This window comes from Pseudomonas sp. BIGb0558 (assembly GCF_024807515.1).
Classification (GTDB): Bacteria; Pseudomonadota; Gammaproteobacteria; order Pseudomonadales; family Pseudomonadaceae; genus Aquipseudomonas; species Aquipseudomonas yamanorum_A.
In genome coordinates, this window is sequence record NZ_JANUEW010000002.1 from 419,642 (window position 1) to 439,182 (window position 19,541).

At 55.7% G+C, this 19,541-nt stretch carries 18 protein-coding genes; 8 read left to right on the top strand and 10 right to left on the bottom strand.

Features of this window, described 5'->3' with window-relative positions; translation table 11 throughout:
• Nucleotides 1–194 precede the first annotated feature (194 nt).
• The 3 genes from M2400_RS05180 to M2400_RS33480 form a co-directional block, all read right to left on the bottom strand.
• Nucleotides 195–1,865, bottom strand: a complete 1,671-nt coding sequence (locus tag M2400_RS05180) for a KAP family NTPase (protein ID WP_259195201.1) — start codon at nt 1,863–1,865, stop codon at nt 195–197.
• A 1,199-nt stretch (nt 1,866–3,064) separates the two neighbouring features.
• Entirely contained in the window at nt 3,065–4,174 is a 1,110-nt protein-coding gene (locus tag M2400_RS05185) for a hypothetical protein (RefSeq protein ID WP_259195200.1), read from the bottom strand.
• Nucleotides 4,171–4,809, bottom strand: coding sequence for a DUF4365 domain-containing protein (locus M2400_RS33480; protein ID WP_405046314.1), 639 nt, complete (start codon nt 4,807–4,809; stop codon nt 4,171–4,173). The genes M2400_RS05185 and M2400_RS33480 overlap by 4 nt, the downstream gene beginning before the upstream one ends.
• A gap of 535 nt (nt 4,810–5,344) precedes the next feature.
• Here M2400_RS33480 and M2400_RS05190 point away from each other — a divergent pair.
• From M2400_RS05190 to M2400_RS05220, 7 genes are all read left to right on the top strand, one after another.
• Nucleotides 5,345–6,328 carry an AraC family transcriptional regulator gene (locus M2400_RS05190; RefSeq protein ID WP_259195367.1) on the top strand — a complete coding sequence of 328 codons (984 nt, stop codon included), beginning with the start codon at nt 5,345–5,347 and terminating at the stop codon, nt 6,326–6,328.
• 157 nt (nt 6,329–6,485) lie between these two features.
• The gene (locus tag M2400_RS05195) at nt 6,486–7,520 is read left to right on the top strand and encodes a DUF1254 domain-containing protein (protein ID WP_259195199.1); all 1,035 of its coding nucleotides are present in this window, start codon (nt 6,486–6,488) and stop codon (nt 7,518–7,520) included.
• 72 nt (nt 7,521–7,592) lie between these two features.
• Nucleotides 7,593–8,435, top strand: a complete 843-nt coding sequence (locus M2400_RS05200; protein ID WP_259195198.1) for a MipA/OmpV family protein — start codon at nt 7,593–7,595, stop codon at nt 8,433–8,435.
• A gap of 14 nt (nt 8,436–8,449) precedes the next feature.
• Nucleotides 8,450–9,262: a phosphatase PAP2 family protein gene (locus tag M2400_RS05205; protein WP_259195197.1), complete on the top strand. Its 813-nt coding sequence runs from the start codon at nt 8,450–8,452 to the stop codon at nt 9,260–9,262.
• Nucleotides 9,263–9,275: 13 nt separating this feature from the next.
• Nucleotides 9,276–10,034 carry a hypothetical protein gene (locus tag M2400_RS05210; RefSeq protein WP_259195196.1) on the top strand — a complete coding sequence of 253 codons (759 nt, stop codon included), beginning with the start codon at nt 9,276–9,278 and terminating at the stop codon, nt 10,032–10,034.
• A gap of 51 nt (nt 10,035–10,085) precedes the next feature.
• A complete protein-coding gene (locus M2400_RS05215) occupies nt 10,086–10,505 on the top strand; it encodes a hypothetical protein (RefSeq protein ID WP_259195194.1) in 420 nt (139 codons plus the stop codon).
• A 489-nt stretch (nt 10,506–10,994) separates the two neighbouring features.
• Nucleotides 10,995–11,336: a DUF6124 family protein gene (locus tag M2400_RS05220; RefSeq protein ID WP_259195192.1), complete on the top strand. Its 342-nt coding sequence runs from the start codon at nt 10,995–10,997 to the stop codon at nt 11,334–11,336.
• Nucleotides 11,337–11,406: 70 nt separating this feature from the next.
• On the opposite strand, the gene M2400_RS05225 is transcribed toward M2400_RS05220, so the two are convergent.
• From M2400_RS05225 to M2400_RS05245, 5 genes are all read right to left on the bottom strand, one after another.
• The gene (locus M2400_RS05225) at nt 11,407–12,117 is read right to left on the bottom strand and encodes an SDR family NAD(P)-dependent oxidoreductase (protein WP_259195191.1); all 711 of its coding nucleotides are present in this window, start codon (nt 12,115–12,117) and stop codon (nt 11,407–11,409) included.
• A gap of 31 nt (nt 12,118–12,148) precedes the next feature.
• Nucleotides 12,149–12,799, bottom strand: a complete 651-nt coding sequence (locus M2400_RS05230) for a DsbA family oxidoreductase (RefSeq protein ID WP_259195190.1) — start codon at nt 12,797–12,799, stop codon at nt 12,149–12,151.
• Nucleotides 12,796–13,011: a 4-oxalocrotonate tautomerase family protein gene (locus M2400_RS05235; protein ID WP_177075948.1), complete on the bottom strand. Its 216-nt coding sequence runs from the start codon at nt 13,009–13,011 to the stop codon at nt 12,796–12,798. The genes M2400_RS05230 and M2400_RS05235 overlap by 4 nt, the downstream gene beginning before the upstream one ends.
• 202 nt (nt 13,012–13,213) lie before the next feature.
• Nucleotides 13,214–14,500 (bottom strand): OprD family porin, encoded by a 1,287-nt coding sequence (locus M2400_RS05240; RefSeq protein WP_177040985.1) that lies wholly within the window; start codon nt 14,498–14,500, stop codon nt 13,214–13,216.
• 272 nt (nt 14,501–14,772) lie between these two features.
• Entirely contained in the window at nt 14,773–15,480 is a 708-nt protein-coding gene (locus M2400_RS05245; RefSeq protein WP_177040983.1) for a DsbA family protein, read from the bottom strand.
• A 226-nt stretch (nt 15,481–15,706) separates the two neighbouring features.
• Here M2400_RS05245 and M2400_RS05250 point away from each other — a divergent pair, with 226 nt between their 5' ends.
• Complete coding sequence (locus M2400_RS05250; RefSeq protein WP_259195188.1) at nt 15,707–17,779, top strand: TonB-dependent siderophore receptor; 2,073 nt, start codon at nt 15,707–15,709, stop codon at nt 17,777–17,779.
• Nucleotides 17,780–17,958: 179 nt separating this feature from the next.
• On the opposite strand, the gene M2400_RS05255 is transcribed toward M2400_RS05250, so the two are convergent.
• Together M2400_RS05255 and aguA are read right to left on the bottom strand one after the other, a co-directional pair.
• Nucleotides 17,959–18,171, bottom strand: coding sequence for a hypothetical protein (locus tag M2400_RS05255; protein ID WP_177040979.1), 213 nt, complete (start codon nt 18,169–18,171; stop codon nt 17,959–17,961).
• A 243-nt stretch (nt 18,172–18,414) separates the two neighbouring features.
• Nucleotides 18,415–19,521: an agmatine deiminase gene (gene aguA, locus M2400_RS05260; protein ID WP_177040977.1), complete on the bottom strand. Its 1,107-nt coding sequence runs from the start codon at nt 19,519–19,521 to the stop codon at nt 18,415–18,417.
• Nucleotides 19,522–19,541: the final 20 nt, after the last annotated feature.

Sequence of the window (19,541 nt, forward strand, 5' to 3'; positions counted from 1 at the left end):
ATAGGTAAACTACTAGTGGCATGAGTGAATGCATTAGTAACTTCATCGATGCGACACTAAAAATAGTGCAGGCAATACGTTTCGGTGTGCCTCAGAAGGCGGTTGGCATGCGTCAGGTCGCCTTCTGAGCGCTATGGAACGATAGTAGCCTTTCGTGATTGGCTGCCATCGACCCAATATAGGCGCCGGTGGCGCTACTCGTCTATTTCCAAGAGAATGTTATTGTCGTCGAGTGCGCGCGTCAAGATCTGCACCAAGCGACTATTCGAATTAGACTGAATTATACTTCTGCAAGCTGATTTGAAATTATTAGTGCCATGAAGAAACTCTTCGCTAAGCCCTGTAGTCCGTAATAAAGAAAAATTTTCGTGAAGAAAATCGCCAAGCTTGTTACCGCGCAGGCGCCTTATTACCTCTTCGTATTGCGCTGGTGTGGATTGCTGAAAACAAATATTTTCTCTATCCCCCCAGCCCTTGTTGCTTCTGATTCTATCGATAGCCTCTTCTAATGCAAGCGGAGGATATTGCCTATCTCTTATGCGGGCATTTAGAGCTTCGATTGCTGGATGAAGTGACTGTCCCCTGCTAGGGAAGTGCTCAGGCTCGCCGGATTCAATAGCAGGCTCATTTTTTTCGATCCACACTTCAATCAGCTGTTCCGAAGCACTAGTTTCTCCAAGCTCACTGAGAATGTTAGCAACTCCGCTTGCCTCAACCCCGCTTAATAGCCCTGCGTTGGGAACGAAAGACTTAGTAAACTCCAATGCTTTTTCCTGATCGAACAGCGGATCCCAAAAATACGACTCAAAAAATCCTCTGACCTCGTTTTGCACCTGATTTCTTGCTAAATCTGTACGATATTTAGACATGACTTTGTCTAGCTTTTCTTTGTCGATAATACCTGTTTGCAAATAATCCTGAACTACATTTTCAAAATCATCGCATGATGAGATGCCGAGGCTATTGATGATGTCATCCCACTTAATGTCATCATCTGTACGCTGCGCACGCGACATTATTTTTACGATTGAGTTATGCTGCAAAACATATTCGCTGGTGATTTCTGATGTTATACCTCGATAATGAATGGCTGTCAGTAGTACTGTGCTAGGAACCACCTTACTTTGTACATGCTCATCAAGTATGCCGTAGTTCTCCAGCAGCTCTGACAGGACTCTTATTATTCTTTTAATTACCCTAATGTTCGTAATACCTAAAGTGCTTATAGCGTCACGAGCAGACTCCAAAAAACTGAGATTATAATCCGCGCTTGCAACAGCAAATGCTTCGGGGGACGTAGGCTGAAGTAATAGCTCTATATCGACAACCTTTTCGTGAAGCTTTTTCCAAATGTTTTCGTCTTCTAGTTTGTCTGTATTCAGAAGGAGCAAAAAGCGGGTTTTGTGATTTTCTGAGTACTCATTTATAAAGCCAAGGATCTCATCGATGTCTAAGCTTTTGTGCTTGCGCTCGACGTCGTCAATCACCACTAGTCGTCCACCTAATAGTTTCGGTAAGCTCAGAAGGATGAGTTCATCCACTGCCAAGCCTGGAATAAACTTTCCTGCGATACCTTTTATCAGCGAACCTCCAGCACTAACGAAATCTTTGTATCTGCTATCATTTGTAACTGATCCACTTTGAAGAAGTCTTAATTTCAAATCATTTGAGGTTTTAGCTCCAAAAATCGAAACGAAAATTGGCTGAGGGACACTAGGAGTGGGGCTTTTAAGCTCTTGCTTTATAAGATTCCATAGATGAGTTTTTCCTGTCCCCCACTTCCCTGAAAGCGCGACAACCTTGTAAGAGTGGTCATTTAGAATTCTTATTAAAGTTTCTTTGGCTTGTTGATATGAGCTTAACATGGCGTCCATTTATCCTTAATTCAAAAAACGTACTGAAGCTGTTAAAGGTACTATCAAGCTTTGGCGAGGCATGCTCTTGCAATTGAACTAGTAGTGGCTACTGGTATTTCATGTCCTGCATAGACAGATCCGCCGACCAATGAGTAAAAACGATTAGGCCTACCAAAGAAGTCGTTCGCTAATGGCCGGCAATAGGTTTACCAGCGGTTCAACGCAGAGCTCAACTGTAATGCATAGTTAGCCCGTTACCACAGTAACTTGTCCACGATTCGTGGTATTCCGGTCGTCCCACGCGTAGAGTCTAGTGCCAAAAAATCCCGCAGATTTGGATTATGGTTGTTACTTCGCCAAATCTCATAAATATGCTGATTTATACCTATAGCCGCAACGAATCTTGCAGAATCCCAACTTGTGCGTCCGGCTCCCCGCGGGCTCGGATTTGGTATGCCAAGAGGCAAAGTGCCATTCCATTGATCCCACGTGCGCAAACCGAGTGGAGGTAAATATGTAGCTCGGGATATGTGAAAGTACGAGAGCCCGGAGTGTCTCCCATCAATCATCGGGGCCAAATCTGGAAACAAGCAATGTAATGTCTTGCTTGCAGCAACAAAACCGCCGCTCAAGGTCACTGAGCCCGGTGCGGCCAAGACGTTAAAGAGGTCTTGCAACTCCACTGATAAGGTAGAGTGCGTCGAGGAGTTGCTAATGGTGCAAGGCGATGTTGGCAATGGAAGTGAGATATTTTGTATCCAGTTTAGAACCCCAGCAGGAAGTCCATTTAGAATCCCATGTAGCACCGGAGGAGCGACGAGAATCGAGCGTTGTGCGCTCATACCAAAGGCCGTCAATAGATTATGAATATCCGCAGCGGCGTTCCCATTTTTAATCCAGTTTGCGAGGCTTCCATGGGTAGCAACCCCTTGTGCTCTGCCAACTATAAATCTTTCATATGTAATGTTGTAATTAGCAGTACGTGAGTTTGGTGTGTTGTACGCCGCGATCATCGCTGGAAGCATCGCCGGCAGCGCCGCCAATTGCGTGTTCACTGGTATAGGCATCTATTTCACCAAATAAAATATTTTTTAATGTAATGACTAACTATAAATAGATTACCAGAGGCATAATGTCTAACGGCTTGCGGTTAATTTTTTGAAGTCAGCACAAGCAGTCTTTTTGTTGACTGCCTCAGCGTAACAGCGCTATGCAGTAAAATCAGCTACGTTCGTAATGCGAATCTGAGTTTTCAATCGCATTCCGTTACCGCGAATGGTCACCGATCGCTTGGTACGGTGGGCATCTACAGCACGTTGATACTGTTCATTAGTCAATATCGCAGACATAAAAGTTCGTTCTCCCTGGAAGTCTGTGACTACTCGGATATAGTTCCTATTACCTTCAGGATCGCGCGAGCGGAGCTCGACTATGGAGCCAGTCACCGTTATATTATCTTCCCCGCGGAAGTGCTTCTTAATAAAGGCGACATAGTCCTTTAACCGTGTAATCTTATCTTCGGTAATCCAACCGGTAGAAGAGGTCCGTATAGAGGCTCCTGTTTCTAAAGAAAACTCAATGGTATCCATACCAGGCCCTAAAATCATCTTCGACAAGGCTTCCAACAATTCCACATCAAACAGTGAAATGGCATCCGCCATTGACTCTTCGGTGTATAAAGACTCTGTATCGTTGAGTACTCGAGCATTCAGGAATTCAATAGCCGAAAATAATGAAGAGCAAACTTTATTCGAGTCAATCGCCTCATGCCCGAATAAATCGGCTTGCCGGAGCGTTATTCTTGGCACCTCGATGCTAGCAATGAAGCTACCGACTTTAGTTTGAAGCAAAAGACATTCGTTTGCGAAAGTACTGGCTGTTACTCGATTAGAGTTATTATCCCCACCCAGCTTAAATTTCGCGCTTTCATATAACCCTGCTCCCATATGAGTCAAAAACTCCCCAAACGCCAAAAGCGGCATCGCACCCCAGCGAGTAGACGAATCCACGAATCGTGATGAGATACGAGCAGGACTTGAATCTGCATTTGAAGCGGCGCTCTCAACCATTTCGCCGAAGCGGCTGTAACCATACAAATCCAATAGAGAGTCAGCAGCTGCATGCAAAAGAGTATCTACACCAGGCTTGGATGAGTCATCGGGTAGCGCGATGGAATACTTCCCCTCGATCCCAAGGGCAGCCGGCGGATAAAAAAAACGAAGTCCCTTGGCTTGACGCCCTTCTACCCATCCTGAGGCGGTGAGAAAAGTCTGGAGCTTTTCGGCGAGGATAGACAGGTCTTCAGATCTATGACTCATACCTCTATCCCCAGCTGCTCGTAGCAAGATCGGACGAAACCGAGCCCAAGACGATTGGCCTTCGGAATCGAAATCCTAATTTGGTGCGCGTTCTCGGTCTCAGTAACCCCCTCATCTGGTAGGTACCAGTATGCGCTTCCAGCAACAGACAATTGTGACTCGTCTATGGCTATACAGTTCGGTGGGGCTGAATCGAGCACTACAAGGATTAGGTGCATGGGCAAAAACTGAGGTCGTCGGGCGACGAGATCATTGTAGGTCTTGGATTCGAGATCAAACCTAATCTGATCGCCATCGTCCGTGACTCCAGCAGATGTGGTTGCCTTGAGCTGAAAATCTAGCTTGTAGGGAGAGTCAAGATAACGCATCCCCCCTTGGGGAGTGCGTCGCACTGTAACAGGGCAGACAACCATGTCCACTCCATGGTCAAGCGGGGGCTCCGTGACTTTAAATCCGTGCCCGTTAGCGAGGATTCGAAGAAATTCCTTCGAGATCGCTTCCTTGATCTGAGCCTCCGTCATATCCCCGCCGTGCCTAATTTTTTGACAGCATAACGTATGAAAATGCTGAGCGTTAGTCATGAACGGCATAAGGCCATCATCACTCCAAGTAACGTTCGACACTCGAGCAAGCATAGCGACACTTCCTTCATTAGCGAGGAAGGCGGGTCACACAGAGATTTGTGTCCTCTCGGGGCAGAAGAACACACCCCCTTCATGGGAAGCCGGTGGAGCCTCGGACGCCATAGAAGTTAGAAAACTTGACTTATATAGTCGACGTTGAACGACTTGCGTACAAATTGCACAAATGTCCCGAAAGCTACTGAATCCGGATTCGATTCCACTGAAAGCCATAACTAGCTGATTTATTTATAGTTACTAGTTGGGGTACGCCGAATTTTCCAACGAACTCCAGACGCCCGGAAAACCTGGCCTCGCCGAAACATACCGTTCGTCTGGTGCCGGCACCATACAAAACGAAGCCCTCGCAGAAATGCGGGGGCTTTGTTGTTTCTGGGGTATCCCCGCCCCTCGCTGCCTTCCTGCCTATCCCCTCGCCTTTCTTGTCGCCGAATCGACCATCGTGTTTACTGTCAATTGCGCCACAGGTGCCTCCTTGCGCGCCAAAACGGTTTTCAAGTGTATTGCCTTTAAACAGGTTCGAACGCTTATGACGATTGCTACGCCCTCCATCAAACTCAGCACGCTTCGGCAAATAGCGCCCTACCTGAGCATGCGAGGGGTGTCGCCGTTGGAGTTCTTTCGGCGCTTTGGTATTTCCCCCCACGTTTTTCATCAGGCTGATGGGTGGGTGCCGCGCGCGACCTGCTTTCATATCGCCAATGAAATGGCGGCTATCGCACAGGATCCTTTCGCCGGTGCGTCGGTGGGACACTTGATCGAAGTACGTTCACTCGGGGCCTGGGGCGACTTGATATTGGGCTCGACCAGCCTCGCTCAGGCGTGTGCAGTAGCGTCGATCCATACGGAGTTACTGCATCAGGGAGGGGAAGTAAAAATCGTCACCGAAGGCCGTACAACAAAACTCATCCACCAATTTACCGGACAGCACGGGGCTGACCCGAAGCAAGTGATTTTCGGCACGCTGGCGCTGCTTAGAAAAGTACCGCTCATGTCCGGCGAGCCTGGCGGCATTCGTGTGCATCTGAAAAACCCCAGGGAAAGAGGCGACGAGACGCTTGAAGAATACCTGGGGCCGAACCTCGAAATGAACGCGACATACAACATGATCGAGTTCGACCGTGAGTTGCTCGACACGCCCCTGCAAGCTGTTCGGGATGACGCCTGGAAAGTCACCCAGGCCTTGAAGTCGACCGTTGAAACCGCCGACGTGCTCGCCAAACAGATAGCGGACCAGCAACTGTCCAAACTTGCCACTATTTCAAAAAAGATCGGACTGTCTCCGCGCACGTTGCAACGTCGCCTCGAACATTGCGGCATCGACTTCGATGCACTGCGTGACGAAACACGTCGCAGTGAAGCCTTTCAATTACTGGCCAGCGGTAAATACAGCGCGACCGAGATTGCCTACATGGTCGGCTACAGCGATCCCGCGCACTTTACGCGTGCCTTCAAGCGTTGGACCGGGAGCCCGCCGTCGCGCTATCGCTCCATCCTGAAACAGGGTCGCTAACCTCCTCGCTTCCTTCCCGTACAACTATTCGGCCCATTTCAGCGGTTGCCTTCGCGTGCGCGCTCACTTTGCTTTTGGCACCAAATGGCAAGTTTGCGCCGAGGCGTTCTTATACAGTCAAAAAATTAACGCCAACTTATAAGACCCTGAGGTTTAAATGTCTCACTCATGCACCGCCTGCGTCCTTGCCATCGCACTGGCAACGTTTGGAAGCGCGAACGCCCAGTCATCCCCGGAAGCGGTAATACCGGTGGGCGTGGATAACTTTGCCCGTGCCGAGTCCGATCTCTACCTGGGAAAAATGGTCGCGAGTGGCAGTTTGGGCCGGTTTGTTCATACCCGCGAAGCGGTACCCATCGACGCCCAGGATGTGGTGCGGATGAACCGGGACACGCTCTATTCGTCAGCGGTGTTCGACCTCGATGCAGGCCCCGTCACCATCACGTTGCCTGAGGCCGGTGGGCGGTTCATGTCGATGGCGGTGATCAATGAAGATCACTACGTCCCCATCGTCACGTACGGCGCAGGCCGCCGGACGCTGACAAAAGAGGCCGTCGGCACACGTTATGTATTTGTGGCGGTGCGCACGTTCTTCGATCCCGCAGATGCCAAAGACCTTGAAAAGGTACATGCACTGCAGGATGCAATCACCGTCAGCCAGGCCAAGGTTGGAGAGTTTGTAGTGCCCAAGTGGGACCTAGCGAGCCAGGCAAAGGTGCGCGAGGCTCTGGAGGTGCTGGGTTCGACGATTCCTGACTACAACCAGTCCTTTGGCCCAAAGGGCACGGTCAATCCAATCCATCACTTGATCGGCACCGCCACAGGCTGGGGCGGAAACCCGGCCAAGGACGCGATCTACCTCGGCGGCGTGATGCCGCACAACGATGGGGAAACCCTTTACCGACTTAAAGTTGGAGAGGTCCCGGTCAATAGTTTCTGGTCTGTCAGTGTTTATAACGCCGACGGTTACTTTCAGAAGAATCCCTATGACGCCTATTCGTTGAACAACCTCACCGCCAAGAAAAGTGAGGACGGCTCGATTGTTATCCAGTTCGGCGGTTGCGACGGGAAGATTGTTAATTGCCTGCCTACTACACCCGGCTGGAACTACACCGTCAGGCTTTATCAGCCGAGCGAACAAATACTGAATGGCAAATGGAGCTTTCCAAAGCCACAGCCCGTCGCACTCTAGTCAGTTATTCCCAAATTTTTAGAACTTAAAAAATTGCAAATACGTTTGGTTTTACACCAAAGGAAACAAGCGATGACAACCCTCTATGGTTCGAACTTTCTCAAGTACCCGGTGACGCTCATGACCGGTGCGGCGCTCGCTTTTGCGATGGTGTTGCCTGCACACGCCGACGATTCAAGTGAGCCCTCCGTGACCGTCGGTGGCGGACTTGCCGTTGGCCCGCTGTACGAAGGTTCCTCACACTACGCTGCGTTCCCGTCACTGAAACTCAAAGCGGTTTTGCCCACCGAAAACTGGGGCAAATTTACCGCATCCTTCCCGGAAGGGCTGCGCTGGGACCTACCGGGTTTGTCGCCTTTCGGGATCGCCCTGTTGCTGGGTTACGACCAGGGCCGCAAGGAAAGAATCCACACCCTGGGCGGTCGTGATGACTACCTCAAGGGCATGGGCAACCTGGACAGCACCGCGCTTGTCGGGGCGGAAGCGTATTGGATGCTACCGGCCGGACGCCTGTTCGTGCGTGGCCTGCAAGCCAGCCAGAGCCGCGATTACGGTGGCGAAAGCCTGGGGCGTACCGCATTCCTGGAGGCCGGTTTCGCCACCGCCTACGCACTGTCTTCGACATTGACCCTGGACTCGACCCTATACGGCACCTGGAGCAATGAGAAAGACATGATGGCGCGCTTCGGCGTCACCGCCCAACAAGCGGCGCGCACCGGCTTCGACGAATACCACCCAGGCGGCGGCATGCGCGACGTGACCTTGAAACTGGGCCTCACCTGGCAATTGCAGCCACAACTGGCACTGGAAGGCGGCATCAAAACCTACGCCCTGGTCTCCGACGCCCGCAACAGCCCGCTCACGGGTGAAAACGTGGGCGCAGGCGCCTACCTGAATGCCCTTTACCGGTTTTGATCAGGGAACACTCGATGAAAACACTACATAAGCAGCTGGGTTTGGCCGGCCTGCTCTGGTCGGGGCTGGTACTTGCCGACGATGCCACCAAGGTCACAGACCCTCACTTCAAGCTGGCCCCAGGCTATCTGAACTCGGCGGATCTGCCATTGCGCCTGGCGTTGCTGGGCGCCCCGCCCAAGCCCGACTCTGCGGCGCTTGCACGGGATGAAGAAGCACGGCGAACAGCGCTGTCGCTACGCGGTACGGCCCGGGAGAAACTCGCCGCAGCAGATGCGGAGCTGTCATTCCCGGGCCCGGCCAACGCATTCGTCTGCGCGATGGGCACGCCGATCAGCGAGAAAAATACACCGCATCTCTACACCCTGATGCAACGCACCCTGACCGATGCGGGCGGCTCCACCTACGCTGGGAAAAATGCCTACAACCGCACCCGACCGTTCGTGGCCCATAACGAAGGAACCTGTCGCAAAGACATGGAGCCGTTGCTGCGTACCGATGGCTCCTGGCCGTCCGGCCACTCTGCCGCGGGCTGGGCCTGGGGCCTGGTACTGGCGGAAATCAACCCGGCACGCGCCACCGAACTGATGACCCGCGGGTTGTCCTTCGGCCAAAGCCGGGTCATCTGCGATGCGCACTGGCAGAGCGACGTGGATGCAGGCCGCATCATGGGGGCCGCCACAGTGGCGAGCCTGCATAGCAATCCGGCATTCCTGGCGGACCTCGCGGCGGCGAAGGAAGAGGTCAAGGCTGCGCAAAAGGCTGGCCTGAAACCTACAGAAGACTGCGCGGCCGAGAGCGTGGCGCTCTCGCTGACCCAGCACTGATCGGGGAAACACCATGATCCACAGTGACAACGTCCGCCTGGCGCTGCTGGTTGGCGCTTTCGCGGTCGCCGGCTCAAGCCTGCCAACAGTGGCCAGGGCGGCAGACAGCGATGAATGGCAGTTCAACGGTGGGCCCTACGTATGGGGCGCCGGTATCCGTGGGCACGTGGGCCACAGCAGCACCGGGACCCAGTTCATAAAATCCGACTTCTCCGACATCGCCAAGACGGTCGATATGTCGGTGATGCTGATGGGTGAGGCGCGCCGTGGCCCCTACAGCGTGCTCGCCGACCTGATGTACATCGACACCGACACCCGCAACCGCCTGCCTGGAGGCGCCAAACTTGAGGTTGAAAGCAAGACGGCCTCCGGGTTCCTGGGTGGCGGCTACACCGTGCTGGGAGATGAAAACCGTCGGCTGGATGTCGCCGGTGGCGTGCGCGTCTGGTACAGCGGCACCACCCTCACCTTCCATGGTGGTCCTCTTGGCGGCTCATCGGGTTCTGACAATGCGACCTGGGCAGACGCCATGGCGGGACTGCGCGGGCACTATGCCGTGAATGACCGGTTCTGGTTGTCATCGTGGGGAATGGCGGGCGCCGGGCAGTCTCGGGAGGATTGGGACCTGGCTGCGCTGGCGGGCTGGGAGTTCTGGCCGGGATTTTCAGCGGTGGCCGGCTACCGGGCCATGGGGGTGAATTATCGTCATGACGGGTTTGTGTACGACATTGTCCAGAAGGGGCCACTGCTGGGTATCAGTGGGCGATTCTGAGGTGTTGGGCTATTTTGATTTCACCCGAAAGGATGTCGCGGAGAGCCGGACATGGTTCAAGAATTCAATCACCACCGTGAATGGATAGCAGCGCTTGATAAGTACGAGAAACTTCTGACTGAAAACCCCGACCTCCGCTGGGAAGGGCTACCGGCCGATCAGCACACCCGCATGGCACTCGGGTTGTACAAGCTCAAGTGCTTCGCCGAACGGATGCTCGAAGGCAGCACGGCAATCTGGGCCAGACTGGACGCCATGGACGAACTTCGACTCCACTTGATCAGCGAGCACCACTGGACCCTGCAGGACGTGCGGCAGATACAGGACGAAGAGGATTTTGTGTTCCTTCTTCATGATGAGTTGCAACAGATGAAGCTGACCGAGCAAGAGGCTGGGCCTGTTCGGCAGTGGACGGATCATCTTGGGTCAAGGGGTGAGTACCAGCAGCACTACAGGGATTCTGCTTCATAGCGGGAGTGGGGGTTGGAGTAGGCTTTCAATTCAATAACGAGAATCGTGGTCTGACGCAGTTTTCCCGTTTTCCAGATAGACCAATTCCTGTAGAGAAGTCCCGCCTCAGATTTATGCAGAATTATGGGTAGCCAATAATTATGGCGTATCCATAAAAAGAGCTAATTCATGAGCACATGCCTCTGCGGCCCCGAATTTTCGTACACCCATATCAGCTTGCCTCCCCATCCTCCACCCCGCTAACCTCCCCCAGCCGCTGCAAAATCAGCGGCCGGATGTGGAAGTCCGTACTATGGCTAAAGGCGCTCAAACGCCCATGAACACCTACTGGCGTTTTTTTTCGCCTGTATTCTTGTGTTATGGCGGCTGTGTGCGGGGCACTTCGGTGCGCCGGGTTCCTTTAGCCCCGGTCTTCCACACCTGCGCACAGCTGCCACCCTCATGTGGAAGTGAGATTGGCAGTTCCTGAATCGCTAAAGGAGCTTCGCCATGTTCAAGGTCACACCTAACCCGCCTCATACCCCAATCGACGCCAAGCTTCATGCCGCCGCGCAGCGGGCGATTGATCATTACTTGCACTCATCAGACGATGCAGAACCTGCGGCGCGTTCAGGCAGTAATCTGTTCTCCGTTTCGCCCGATGTGGATACCGAAACGCTGCTGGCCAATGCCGCAGAAACCCTCTCGTCAGCCAATGAAATGGTCTCGAACCTGGCATTCGAGCTGGAAGGATCACAAAGGGCTGTGGCATTGGGGATTCAGCAACTGATTGAGTTGAGTTCAATCCTGGTAGATCGGGCGTTGGAACAGGTCGCGCCTTCAACCCGTTAATTCCGACAGGCCAACAAAAAACGCCCCGAACCATCACGGTCCGGGGCGTTTTTTCGTTCAGTCGCGTCGCTTAGTGCCCAGCACTCTGCCCACCATCCACATGCAGAATCTCACCCGTCACAAACCCAGCCGATTCCAGGTACACAATAGCCTGCGCAATATCCCGCGCTTCACCCATATGCCCAACCGGATGCAAGCTACCCAACGCCGCATGCGTCTCTTCACCATGCATCGGCGTCTTGATAATCCCGGGGCTCACCGCGTTCACCCGAATCCCGCGCTTGGCGTATTCAATCGCCAGCGATTTGGTCGCGGAGTTCAGCCCGCCTTTGGTCAGCGAAGCCAGCACCGACGGCACGCCGTCAATCGCGTGGTCCACCAGGCTGGTGGTGATGTTGACGATGTGCCCGGCGCCCTGTTTCAGCATCTCGGTAATCGCCAGTTGGGTGATGTAGAAGAACCCGTTCAGGTTCACCGCCAACACGTTCACGTAGTCTTCGTGGGTGTAGCTGGTGAAGGGTTTGGCGACGAAGATCCCGGCGTTGTTGATCAGGCTGTCGATGCGGCCAAACCGCGTCACGCCTTCGCGGATGACGCGCTCGGCGGTGGCCGGCTCGGCGATGTCGCCCGCCACGGTAAGGATGTCTGGATCGGTCGACGGTTTGATCGACCGGGAGGTGGCAACCACGCGGTAATCCAGCTCGCGGTAAGCCTTGACCGCAGCAGCACCGAGGCCTTGGGATGCGCCAGTAATCACAACGACTTTTTTCGAATTGCTCATGATGAAACCTCTATAGGGAAAATGGGATGGTTCAAGCAGCCGCGGCGGACATTTCCCGCAGCATCTGTTCGTAGTAACTGACTGATTGCGACCCGGAGACCAACTGGCGGCCGTTGAGCACCATGGCCGGCACGGAGTTGATGCCGTGCTCGCGATAGAACACTTCAAGCTCGCGCACTTCGTTGGCGTAGGCGGTAGAGCCCAGCACCTTGCGTGCGCCTTCAATGTCCAGCCCGGCTTCGGCGGCCAAACGAGCCAGGGTTTCGTGGTCGCTGACGTTCTGGCCATCGCTGAAATACCCTCGCAGCAGCGCCCTTTTCAGCTCGGTCTGGCGCCCTTGCTGCAACGCCCAAAACAGCAACCGATGGGCGTCGAAGGTGTTGTAGAAGTGGCTGCGTTTTTCCAGGTCGAAGGTGAAGCCGATGGCCTCGCCCCGCTCCATCAGCATCTTTTTGCCGCTGGCGACTTCCTCGGCGCTGCGCCCGTATTTGCGCATCATGTGGGCGACGGCGTTTTCGCCTTCGGCCGGCATGTCGGGGTTGAGTTCGAAGGGTTTGAAGGTCAGTTCAACCTTCACTTCGCCTGCCAGGTTGTCGATGGCTTGTTCCAGGGCGGTGGCGCCGAGGGCGCACCACGGGCACACCACATCGGAGATGAAGTCGATGGTGACGGGCGCGCTCATGACGGATTTTCCGCGAGCTGCTTGCGGTACTGGGTGGTAGTGATGCCGGCATAGCCCCAGTTATCGGTGTCGACTTCTTCGATGACGATGTGGGTCAGGTCGGGGCGTTTTTTGAGGACGCGCTCGAGGGTTTCGGTGATTTCGGCAATGACCTGGGCTTTCTGCTCCGAGGTAACGCCGTCGCGGGTGATGCGTACGCTGACAAATGGCATGGCAAGGCTCCAGTGACTTGCCCATCGACATGGTGGGCAGGCAGTGAGGCCAATTTATGGGGTTGTTTGATGTGGATAAAGGTGGGGCGGAGTACTTCATTAGTGATGTGGTGTAATCAATAAGCTCAGATCGCAGGCATAAAAAAACCCCGAACCAGTCGGGGTTTTTTATCGCCTTGAATCAGGCGCGACGCTCAATCAATCAGAAAACGTTGATTGGGTAGTCGGCGAACAGACGGATCTCGTTACCGCCCACGTTGTAGTTGCTGGCGTTGTTGGAAACGCGCAACCACGACGCACGGGCACGCAGGCTCAGGTCTTTGGCCGGGCCGTTCTGTACCACGTATTTGAACTGGTTGAAGATCTCACGCTCGGTGCCACTGCCGCGGTTGGAACCGTCGTCAATGTTGGTGCCGCGCACGTAGGCGATGTTGTAGGTCAGGCCAGGCACGCCGAAGGCGCTGAAGTCCAGGCCGTAGCCTGCTTGCCAGGAGCGCTCGTCCTTGCCGTTGAAGTCAGACCAGTAGGAGTTGGCCAACAGGATGGTGTTGCCACCGTCGCCGATACCGCCTGCGTTGCGGTAGCCGCCGTACAGGTAACCGGTGTCACCGGTGCTGCGCTGGTGGGCCAGGGTGAAGCTGTGCGGGCCAACGGCCCACGTGGCGCCCAGGCTCCAGATTTTGTTGTCGCGAGCGTCGGCGTCACCTTGGTTTTCCAGGGCGAAACTACGGTCGAGCTTGGTTTTGTAACCGTTGAAGTCGAAGGTCAACGATTGTTTCTCTGGCAGGGCCAGCACGTAGTTGACGTTGACGTATTGCTTCTTCAGCACGTCCTGCATGTTGGAAGCGTAGAGCGCTGCCGACAGGCTTTCGGTGAATTTGTAGCTACCGCCGATGTAGTCGATGCTTTTCAGCGCGCCACTGTCGGAACCCTCGGCGCTCTTGCGAGCTTCCTTGGTGAAGTGACCAGCGTCCAGTTGCAGGCCGGCGATTTCTTTGGAAACGATCGAAGTACCTTCGTAGGTTTCCGACAACAGACGGGAGTTGTCGTACTGCAGCACCGGCACGGCTGGCATCTGCTGACCGTATTTGATCACGGTGTTGGAGATGCGTGCCTTGACGGCTGCGCCGCCCTTGGCCAGGTCATCGGCTGCTGCGCCGCTGTCGCCTTGCTTGAAGAAGTCGATACCGCCAGCGCCACTGCGACCTTTACCACCATCCAGGCGAATGGCGTATTGGCCGATCACGTCCACACCCACACCGACGGTGCCTTGGGTGAAACCGGACTCGAACTTGCCGATGAAGCCCTGGCCCCATTCGGCTTTGTCTTGCTTGCCGTTCTTGTAGTCGCGGCTGATGTACGCGTTGCGTGCCGCGATGTTCAGGTGGCTGTCTTCAACAAAACCCTTTGATTGGGATTGGTCGTCAGCCATTGCTTGCGTAGCGCTCAAAATCCCCAGAGCGATCAGCCCCATCCGTTGTTTCAACATTTTCTTATATTCCTTATTACTGGTTGAGTACGCGCTGTGACACCAGGCTCCGTGTTGCTTTTCTGGTGTCGACTTTCCCCAGATAAAAAAAGGCCCGCGGACGACTAAAATGCCGCGGGCCTTTTTTTATTGGAGAAGTCATGGCGGTTAGCCACAGGCGTTGGGGCGAATCCTATCCGCGCCCTTTACTGTGTGTCAATTTCGTGAATCGTCTGTATTTAGGCTAAAAAAGTCTAAGAAACATTAAATAGCCATCATGGTGCAAGGCTCTATCAAGCCCGTCTCGGCTCTTCGCAACCCTGCAGGCCACACATTGGTGCACTCGATTGGGTGGTTGGAATCGAAATTGCGACTGTTTGTCTCAGCCACTCAGCAAAGGCTTGGGGCTTGCCCAGCCAGGGGCTGATGTCGAGCAATTGCAGTTGGCCGCCCTGCTCCAGGGCCAAGGTGGGAAAGCCCTGGCCGCCGATTTTTGCCAGCCATTGGCGGCTGTCTTTAATGTGAGCCTGGGTTTCTGCGCCCTGGATTTCATTGAAGGCTGTGTTGAAGACTTGAGGATCCAAACCGATGGACTCAGCCAGAGTCAGCAGCACGTCGTTATCGGCGATTCGGCGACCTTCGACGTAGTGCGCCGTTTGCAAACGCGCCAATAATTCCAGGCCGCGACCGGCAATTTTTTCTGCGGCCAGCACCGCGCTGATGGGCGGGGCTGAGTCGAACACCGCGTCGTGGTCCCGCAGCAAGCCTTCGAAATACGCCTGGCCAAACGGTTGCCCGGTGTACTCGGCAATGCGCCGGTCATGGGGCATCACGTAGTCACGCAACTGCAGCGAGACAGATTGGCGATTGGCGCCGGTCATCATGCCGCCGCCGTGCAGCTGGACAGGCAATACATCCCGGGCGGCATGCAGCAGCGGCTCGGCGCCGTAACACCAGCCGCACAGCGGGTCGTAAATGTAATGAAGCGTGGCTGCCGACATGACGGGCTCCGATAGACGTTGATGCCCGGCAGATTAGTCTTACCTACAGTTCGGAAAACCCCGAATTGGCTCCCAGACTGTTTCGGGAATCGGTCGAATATCCCTGTAAAACATATGCCGTAACATTTTTCAGAAGGGTCAACTTAGGAATAGATAACCTGCGCAAATAGTAAGCATTACCATTAACGCGCTTTTATCCTGCCAACCTTTTTGGATACACACCCCGATGCCTGCCCTGCGCCTGACGCCCATTACCCTTGGGCTTTCTGTACTGCTGTCTGCCGGATTTGCCTGCGCTGCCACCGTCCTGCCGGAAACTTCCGTGAGTGCTGAAGCCGACGAAGACGACCCGCGCGTCAAGGAAACCAGTACCGCTACCCGCACCGCCACACCCGTGCGCTACGTGCCCCAGGCCATCGACTCGGTGAAAACCGACAGCCTGCGTTCCTACGGCACCAATGACCTGGGCCAGGCCTTAAGCGGCGTGCCCAACGTCAGCAGCGGCGCCGACACGCGGTTCGACAGCCTGCGCATCCGTGGCTTCGACGCCAGCAATGACTTCTATCTGGACGGTATTCGCGACGACAGCCAATACGTACGCGACCTGCACAACATCGAACGCATCGAAGTGCTCAAAGGCCCGGCAGCCGTGCTGTACGGGCGCGGCGGCCAGGGCGGCATCGTCAACCGCGTGAGCAAGCTGCCCCAGGCCGGTCGCGCCTCCAGCATCGAAGCCCAGGGCGGCAGCGATGATTTGCGCAGCCTCTATGCCGACCTCAGCACCGACCCCACCGATAACATCAGCCTGCGCCTGAACATGGGCAACCAGGACAACAACAGTTTCCGCGACGGCGTCAGCGGCAATCGCCAGCTGTTTGCACCGTCCATGAGCTGGCAACTGACCCCCGACCTGAACTGGCTGGTGCAGTACGAATACAGCCGTTACAACCGCACGCCCGACCGTGGCATTCCCGGGGTCAATGGGCGGCCGGCGGATGTCAGCCGCGGCACCACTTATGGTGACAAGCGCGATTACATCGACGACACATCCCAATCCCTGCGCTCCCGGCTGGCCTATGAGTTGAACGACAGTTGGCAACTGCGCCATACCCTGGGCGTGTTCACCCTCGACAGCGACTTCGATAACACCTACGCCGTCAGCTACGACCCCAAAACCAACAAGGTCGGGCGCCAGCGCTGGCAGCAGGACTTGACCACACGCAACATCCTCAACAACGTCGAGCTGGAAGGCGGCTTCAGCACTTTTGGCCTGGAGCATCGCTTGCTGACCGGAGTGGAATTGGGCAACCAGCGCCGCGACCCGAAACTCTATCGGGCGCCGCTCGCCGCCGTGCCGAGCGTGGATGTGTACAACCCCAACCCGGACCTGCGCCACAACGGTCGCCTGCCGGCATTCAGCAGCAGCCACACCGAAGTGCAAAGCCAGGCCGTGTATGTGCAGGACCAACTGCGCCTGAACGATCAATGGCAACTGCTCGCCGGTTTGCGCTACGACCGCTTTGATGTGGAGTCCACCAACAGACTGACCAACGCCTCGGAACAGGTCGTGAGCCACAGCACCAGCCCGCGGGTGGGCCTGGTCTGGACGCCGCTGGAACACCATTCGTTCTACGCCTCGTGGAGCAAGACCTTCTCGCCCACCGGTGGCGGCCTGATCGGCATCACGCCCAACGCGACGGGCAACGCCAACGACCTGAGCCCGGAACTGACCAGGCAGAAGGAAATCGGGGTCAAGAGCGACTGGCTCGATGACCGCCTGAGCACCACCCTGGCGGTGTACGAACTGGAACTCTACAACCGCCGCACCCGTGACCCGCTGGACCCGACCATCACCCTGCTCAGCGGCGAGCAGCGCTCCCGTGGCGTGGAGTTGACCGCTGCCGGCAAGATCATCGGCAACTGGTATGTACGCGGCGGCGTTGGCCTGCAGGACGCCACGGTGGTGAAGGACAACAACGGTTTTGAAGGCAAGCGCATCAGCGACGTGGCCAAGCGCAATGCAAGCCTGTTCGTCACCTGGAAACCGGAGATGGGCTGGTACGCGGAAACCGGGCTGACGCTGGTGGGTGAGCGTTATGCGGATAACGCCAACACCGTGGTGTTACCGGGTTACGGCCGCTGGGATGCACTGGCCGGGTTCCGGCAGAAGGAATGGGATGTAAGGGCGGCGCTGAACAATATCAGCGACAAGACGTACTACGCGTCGGCGACGAGTGCGGCGCAGATTCAGTTTGGGGACCCGCGTAGTCTGGTGGTTACCGGAACGTACAGTTTCTAAACAGCAACGCACTTTTCTGTGGCGAGGGAGCTTGCTCCCGTTGGGGTGCGAAGCACCCCCAAAATAAGGCGACTGTGTTTTTCCAGATAGAACTCGGTGATCTGTTTTGGGGCTGCTGCGCACACCAACGGGAGCAAGCTCCCTCGCCACAAAGTCCGGTGCAACATTGAAAACAACCTTCAGTTCTGCATCAACTCACACAACGCCTGCACCTCATCCTCGCTGAACAGCCCCACCGGGTACCGTTCGCTCATCACCCGGCGCGGGTCGGGCGTCCTGATCTGCCTCGAACCGTTTGCCTTCAACCAGAGCGCCAGCGCATGGATCGCGTCGCCGTTCACCCGCAAGGGGTGGAACGTACGCTTGTACATAAGGTTGATATCGGCATTCATTTCAGCGCTCTCTCCGACGGCTTGAGCGGCTAACTTACTCAAGGTTTATGACAGAACCGCTTAGTCAGACTAAGCGCTCCCTGTCGCAACAGCGATACAAGAGCTATGCCAATGTGCCCGGTTTGTCGGCACATGGTCACAAAAAAGCCCACGAACCTGACGGGCCGTGGGCTTGCTGTGAGCGCCCAAACCGCGGCGCACCCGATTGGCACTCAACCGGGTATCAGGCTGTTACAAGTGCACTCAGTTTTTGTGCGGCGCCGGCTGCTGCTGGGTCAGGCAGTGGATGTTGCCGCCCCCCAGTAACAGTTCGCGCCCCGGCACCATCACCACTTCGTGCTGCGGGAACAGGTTCTGCAGAATCTCCTTGGCGCGGCTGTCCAGCGGGTCGTCGAAGCTCGGCGCGATGATGCCGCCGTTGACAATCAGGAAGTTGACGTAGGAACCGGCCAACCGCACGGTGGGATTGCGCTCCTGGGTGCCGTCGACTGGATCCACGCCGGCACATTCTTCCTCGGTGGCGTACAGCGGCCCCGGGATCGGCATTTTATGCACTGTGAACGAGCGGCCCTTGGCGTCGGTGCTGCTTTGCAGGACGTCCATGGCGGCGTGGCAGCGTGCGTAGTTCGGGTCTTGCGGGTCATCGGTCCAGGCCAGCAACACTTCGCCCGGGCGCACGTAGCAGCAGAAGTTATCCACATGCCCGTCGGTTTCGTCGTTGAACAGGCCATCCGGCAGCCAGATAATCTTATCCACAGCCAGGTTGGCACTGAGCACCGCTTCGATTTCCTCGCGCTGCAGGTGCGGGTTGCGATTGCGGTTGAGCAGGCATTCTTCGGTGGTGATCAGCGTGCCTTCGCCGTCGACGTGAATCGAGCCGCCTTCCAGCACAAACCCTTCGGTGCGATAACGCGGGCTGCGCTCGATCTCGAGGATCTTGCCGCCCACCTGGGAATCGCGATTCCACGGCGAGTACAGGCCGCCATCAAAGCCGCCCCAGGCGTTGAAGTCCCAGTTCACGCCACGCACTTCGCCGCTGTTGTTGATCACAAACGTCGGCCCGGTATCCCGTACCCAGGCATCGTCACTGGACATTTCCACCAGGCGGATATTCGGTACGTCCAGGCGCGCCCGGGCGTTTTCATACTGGCTGGCCGAGACCGCCACGGTCACCGGTTCAAAGCGTGCAATGGCCTTGGCCACCGCCACGTGGGCGGCCTGCGCCGGCTTGCCGCCCAGGCGCCAGTTGTCCGGGCGCTCGGGCCAGATCATCCAGGTCTGGGTCTGTGGCGCCCATTCGGCAGGCATATGGAAGCCGTCGGCGCGGGGGGTGCTGTGCAAAGTGGTCATGAAAAATCTCCTGGGACGGC

Bases quoted from the DNA above. Each gene is read 5' to 3' on its own strand.
- M2400_RS05180 (WP_259195201.1), bottom strand. From the start codon at position 1,865: ATGTTAAGCTCATATCAACAAGCCAAAGAAACTTTAATAAGAATTCTA.
- M2400_RS05185 (WP_259195200.1), bottom strand. From the start codon at position 4,174: ATGAGTCATAGATCTGAAGACCTGTCTATCCTCGCCGAAAAGCTCCAG.
- M2400_RS33480 (WP_405046314.1), bottom strand. From the start codon at position 4,809: ATGCTTGCTCGAGTGTCGAACGTTACTTGGAGTGATGATGGCCTTATG.
- M2400_RS05190 (WP_259195367.1), top strand. From the start codon at position 5,345: ATGACGATTGCTACGCCCTCCATCAAACTCAGCACGCTTCGGCAAATA.
- M2400_RS05195 (WP_259195199.1), top strand. From the start codon at position 6,486: ATGTCTCACTCATGCACCGCCTGCGTCCTTGCCATCGCACTGGCAACG.
- M2400_RS05200 (WP_259195198.1), top strand. From the start codon at position 7,593: ATGACAACCCTCTATGGTTCGAACTTTCTCAAGTACCCGGTGACGCTC.
- M2400_RS05205 (WP_259195197.1), top strand. From the start codon at position 8,450: ATGAAAACACTACATAAGCAGCTGGGTTTGGCCGGCCTGCTCTGGTCG.
- M2400_RS05210 (WP_259195196.1), top strand. From the start codon at position 9,276: ATGATCCACAGTGACAACGTCCGCCTGGCGCTGCTGGTTGGCGCTTTC.
- M2400_RS05215 (WP_259195194.1), top strand. From the start codon at position 10,086: ATGGTTCAAGAATTCAATCACCACCGTGAATGGATAGCAGCGCTTGAT.
- M2400_RS05220 (WP_259195192.1), top strand. From the start codon at position 10,995: ATGTTCAAGGTCACACCTAACCCGCCTCATACCCCAATCGACGCCAAG.
- M2400_RS05225 (WP_259195191.1), bottom strand. From the start codon at position 12,117: ATGAGCAATTCGAAAAAAGTCGTTGTGATTACTGGCGCATCCCAAGGC.
- M2400_RS05230 (WP_259195190.1), bottom strand. From the start codon at position 12,799: ATGAGCGCGCCCGTCACCATCGACTTCATCTCCGATGTGGTGTGCCCG.
- M2400_RS05235 (WP_177075948.1), bottom strand. From the start codon at position 13,011: ATGCCATTTGTCAGCGTACGCATCACCCGCGACGGCGTTACCTCGGAG.
- M2400_RS05240 (WP_177040985.1), bottom strand. From the start codon at position 14,500: ATGTTGAAACAACGGATGGGGCTGATCGCTCTGGGGATTTTGAGCGCT.
- M2400_RS05245 (WP_177040983.1), bottom strand. From the start codon at position 15,480: ATGTCGGCAGCCACGCTTCATTACATTTACGACCCGCTGTGCGGCTGG.
- M2400_RS05250 (WP_259195188.1), top strand. From the start codon at position 15,707: ATGCCTGCCCTGCGCCTGACGCCCATTACCCTTGGGCTTTCTGTACTG.
- M2400_RS05255 (WP_177040979.1), bottom strand. From the start codon at position 18,171: ATGAATGCCGATATCAACCTTATGTACAAGCGTACGTTCCACCCCTTG.
- aguA (WP_177040977.1), bottom strand. From the start codon at position 19,521: ATGACCACTTTGCACAGCACCCCCCGCGCCGACGGCTTCCATATGCCT.